We start from the raw sequence: 4,398 nt of genomic DNA, 5'->3' as shown, positions 1-4,398 counted from the left end.
CACCGCCGGGCAGTCCACCAGGGAGGGGAGCGCCAAGGCCGCCAGGAGGAGGAAGGCTGCCAGGAATCTGGCCCTGGTTCACACCGCCACCGGTGTTCATGCTGTTGTTGCCATAAACAATCTGCAGGATGCGCTGCGGGATGCCCTGGGAAGCCTGGGTGAAGAGGTTGAGACCGCCAGCCATGATTTTAGGACCGATGGAGCCTCTTTTGCCTGCCAGAGCTTCAACGGCCACGCTGCCGTCGTTGCGACCGATGATGATCTTGCCACCAGGCCAGGTGCGGCCGGGAGCGATCTGACCTGCCACGTCGGCATTCCAAAGGGGAGGCCAGCTGATGGAGGTCGGGTTTTCAAAGACGATTGGCATGTTGCCAACGGTGGTGTCCGTCTGGTTGCCGGTCATGGCCCAGTGGTTTTCACCTGGCATCAGCGCATTGCCGTAGTTCGGGGCCTGGCCGATGTTGTTGTCCGGATTGTAGCCGGCAGGGCAGCCAAAGATGCGCTCATCCGTCACGATCTGTTCCTGGATCATGTAGCGGTAGGCGTCGTTGGCGCTCTGGGCCATGCTGCCTGTCAGCGGGTTCGCCACGGAGTCAGGATACTGGCTGTTGTTGTCTTTGGAGAACTGCTTCAGAGCAAGGATGACCTGCTTGCAGTTGTTGACGCCTTTCATCTGGTTGCCTTGGGTCTGGACCATCGTGAAGGCGGGCACGGCCAAACTCGCGAGAATCGCGATGATCGTGATCACCACCAACAGCTCGATCAGAGTGAAGGCTTGGTTTCGTTTCGTTTTCATTATGTGGGTATGTTTTTGGTTGGTTATGATGTTATTAGGACACCGGAATTAATTCGGCACCCACGGATTAGACCCAACCATGCGCTGAAATGCGAGAAAAAAATGTCACCTTTCGAGGCACCGGGGCAAAGTCATCCAAAGTGCTACGCATGGGGCAGGGGGATCGCCTGCAAACCCGGGCACAAAAAAGCCGCCGGATGGCGTGCATCCGGCGGCGTGGTATGTCTCTAGATTTTATGACTGATCACAGCCCCGCTGGCGGCAGGCCTCCGGGAGTCAAACCGGGAACCGGAGGGGCTGCAGGAGTGCCGCCCACGGCGAGAGGCGGGGGCAGACTTGGGTCAGCAAGCATGCGTTCAATTTGCCCTTGGTTGCCATAAACCACCTGCAAAACGCGCTGCGGGATGCCGTCTGAGGCCTGTGTAAACAGGTTCAAGTTACCGGCCATGCCTTTGGGGCCGACCATGCCTTTGGTGTCTGCCAGCGCTTCGAGCGCGACGCTGCCGTCGTTGCGCCCAATGATGATCTTGCCATCGGCCCAGGTCCGGCCCGGAGCGATCTTGCCTGCCATGTCGGCATTCCAGAGCGGAGGCCAGCTTGGGGAGGCTGGGTTTTCAAACACGAGGGGCATGTTGCCCACCGTGGTGTCCGTCTGGCCGGCCGTCATCGCCCAGTGGTTTTCACCGGGCAGCAAGGCATTGCCATAGTTGGGGCTCAGACCGATGGTACCGTCCGGATTGTAACCGGAGGGGCAGCCAAAGATGCGCTCATCCGGAGCGCACTTTTCCTGGATCATGTAGCGGAACGCGTCATTGGCGTTTTGGGCCAGGCTCCCGGTCACCGGATTGGGCACGGTGTCGGGGTACTGGCTGCTGTGGTCCTTTGCGAACAGTTTCATCGCGAGGATGACCTGCCTGGCGTTGCTGACGCCTTTGTTCTGATTGGCGATCCTCTGAACGATGGTGTAGGTGGGTACCGCCAATCCCGCGAGAATCGCGATGATTGTGATCACCACCAACAACTCGATCAGAGTGAAGGCGTGGTTTCGTTTCGTTTTCATTTTATGCGTTTGTTTATCTTTGCTTTATTATGTTATGTGAATAACGGAATATTCCGCTATCCACCGCCATTAGACCCAAACGCGGGCTGAAATACGAGACAAGAATTTAGCCGTCCACGACGTGGCGGCAGGCGTAGGTAAAACTCACGCCAGGGCCAGAAGAGTCACTTTGAGCTCCTGGCAGAGCCTGAAAACTTCCTCTCGCCCGAGGAGCAGGGTCATGCCCGCCTCCACGGCGATCAAGTCCACCCCAGCAGCCGCTGCCGTGCGGATCGTCTCCGGTCCCACCACGGGCACATCAAAGCGCATGTCCTGCTTCGGCTTTGATACTTTCACCATCGTGGCGCCGCCACGGCCCAGGCTGCCGCCGCGCTTGACGGCCTCGTTGGTGCCTTCAAAGGCCTCCACCGCCAGCACCGTGCCGTTCTTCACCACCACCGTCTGGCCGATGTCCAGCCGGCTGCTTTCCTTGGCAATTTTAAACCCATACTCCGCATCCTCCTGCCGCCGTTTTTTGATCTGCGGTCCCGCCACATGGCCGGGGCCGGGCATGAGATCTTCGAGAAAAGTCGTCGCAGGCAGCAGCGTGATGCCGTCCTTCGCCAGCTCGTTGGCGATGCCGCCAAACAGCGTCTCCGCGTTCCGCTGCTTCAGCTTCGCCATCATGATCAGCGTGCGGAAGTCCGGGCGCAGATCAAACAGGTTCTTCGGCGCGATCTGCCCCACCATCACCGTCTGCGTCACGCCCTGCTTTTTGAAGAAGGAGATCATCTTCCCCAGCTGCCCCACGCGAAACCACTCGATGGCATCCACCATCCCTGCCAGCTCCGGCTTCGTCTCATTCGTGAAAGCCGCCGCCACCAGCTTCTTCACCCCGGCCTTGCGCGCCGCAGTCACAAAGGTTTCCGGATAGATGCCGTTTCCGGCAATGAGGGCGATGGTGTCGAGGTTCGGGGCGGTCATACGGACAGCGCCTACGCTATGGCGGGGGCTCCAGGGAGCGCAATCGCGAAAGAAGGACGGAAAGGACTCCCGCTCGCAGTTTGGTCTTGTCCTTTGCGTCCTTTCCCTCTCTTTTGCCCGTGCTCGTATGACGCCATTTCCGGTCAATCCACCCAATCAGCCCGTCGGCTTGTCCTTGCTCAAGGCTCGAATCCGGGAGCTGATTCTCCACGTGCAGGTGCTGGGCTTTGTGCGGGGTCTCATGGTCTGGCTGCGTGTCAGTGTGCTGCGGCAGCAGTTTGAAATCTCGGTCCAGGTTCCTGCATTGAAGGCTCCTGTGATCCTCCGTGCGGGCGGCACGGACATCGAGGTCTACAAAAAAATCTTCATCGACCACGAGTATCGCCTGCCGTTCGATGCCCGCCCCGGCACCATCCTGGATCTCGGGGCCAATACCGGACTGGCCTCACTCTACTTTCGCACCCAGTTTCCAGAGACCCAAATCGTCGCCGTCGAACCCGATCCGGCCAATTTCGCCATGATGCAGCGCCACCTCGGGGCGCTGCCGGGCGTGGAGATCATCCAGGCTGCCGTCTGGAGCCGCGACGGGGAGATCACCCTGACGGATCCGGGCATCGGCTCCTGGGCCATGCGGGTGGAAGAGTCATCGCAGTCAGCCGGCATCCAGTGCCAGGTGGCCGCCCTTTCCATGCCGTCGTTGCTCAAGCATTTCCCTCAGGGCCGGGTGGACCTGCTCAAGATGGATGTGGAGGGCGCGGAAAAGGAGGTCTTTGAATCCAGCGCCGCATGGATTGAAAACATCGAAGCCATCGTCATTGAGCTGCATGATCGCTACAAGCCCGGCTGCAGCCGCGCCTTTTTCACCTCCATAGCCACACTGCCATGTGAGCAATGGATCGGCGAGAACCTCTACGTCTGGCGCGTCACAGCTTAAACTTCTCGCACTGCCCCATGAACTTGCGCGGATTATCCCACGCCACTCTCTGAATCATCTCAGTCGTCCACCCGCGCTGGCGCATGGCCTGCATGGTCTTCGGCACGGCGAGGGGATCACTGATGCCCCAGTCGCAGGCGCTGTTCATCCAGATTTGTTCGGCGTGCCGTTGCTCCAGCATGTCGATGGCGCGGTTCGGGGTGCATTTGCTTTCAGGATACAGCGTGATGCCCGCCCAGAAGCCATGATCCAAAACGTGGTCGATGGTGTGCTCTTCCACGTGGTCGATGATCACGCGCTCGGGCTTGATCTTGGGGAAGTTTTTCAGCGCCTCGACGATCAGGCGCGTGCCCTTGAGCTTGTCCTCCAAATGGGGCGTGTGGATGAGCACCAGCGCATCGTAATCCTGCGCCACCTGCACATGCTGCTCGAAGATTTTCAACTCGTTGCGGCTGTTCTTGTTCAGGCCGATCTCGCCAATGCCCAGCACGCCCGGTTTGTCGATGAACTGCGGGATTAGCGCGATGACGTCATCCGCCAGTTTGATATCCTCCGCTTCCTTAGGATTGATGCACAGCCAGGAGTAATGCTGGATGCCAAACTTCGCGGCACGCTTCGGCTCATACTCGGTGATCTGGCGGAAGT

Annotated in this window: 5 protein-coding genes; 1 reads left to right on the top strand and 4 read right to left on the bottom strand. The window is 59.3% G+C overall.

Going from position 1 to position 4,398, the window contains the following annotated elements; translation table 11 throughout:
• The 3 genes from ACIREA_RS27420 to ACIREA_RS27410 all read right to left on the bottom strand — a co-directional run.
• A partial coding sequence (locus ACIREA_RS27420) for a type II secretion system protein (RefSeq protein ID WP_397385508.1) occupies positions 1–796 on the bottom strand: 796 nt, incomplete at its 3' end.
• A 244-nt stretch (positions 797–1,040) separates the two neighbouring features.
• Positions 1,041–1,856 (bottom strand): type II secretion system protein, encoded by an 816-nt coding sequence (locus ACIREA_RS27415; RefSeq protein WP_397385507.1) that lies wholly within the window; start codon positions 1,854–1,856, stop codon positions 1,041–1,043.
• Between the two features lie 144 nt (positions 1,857–2,000).
• Positions 2,001–2,819 (bottom strand): LpxI family protein, encoded by an 819-nt coding sequence (locus ACIREA_RS27410; protein ID WP_397385506.1) that lies wholly within the window; start codon positions 2,817–2,819, stop codon positions 2,001–2,003.
• Positions 2,820–2,946: 127 nt separating this feature from the next.
• Here ACIREA_RS27410 and ACIREA_RS27405 point away from each other — a divergent pair, with 127 nt between their 5' ends.
• Positions 2,947–3,753 carry an FkbM family methyltransferase gene (locus ACIREA_RS27405; protein WP_397385504.1) on the top strand — a complete coding sequence of 269 codons (807 nt, stop codon included), beginning with the start codon at positions 2,947–2,949 and terminating at the stop codon, positions 3,751–3,753.
• Here the strand turns inward: ACIREA_RS27405 and ACIREA_RS27400 are convergent.
• The coding region (locus tag ACIREA_RS27400; protein WP_397385503.1) for a TatD family hydrolase at positions 3,743–4,398 on the bottom strand (656 nt) is incomplete at its 5' end. The two genes, ACIREA_RS27405 and ACIREA_RS27400, sit on opposite strands and share 11 nt — an antisense overlap.

It is taken from the genome of Prosthecobacter sp. (genome assembly GCF_044373815.1).
Classification (GTDB): domain Bacteria; phylum Verrucomicrobiota; class Verrucomicrobiia; order Verrucomicrobiales; family Verrucomicrobiaceae; genus Prosthecobacter.
Note: the sequence above shows the minus strand (reverse complement) of the source record. Positions and strands in the feature narration are given on the sequence as shown.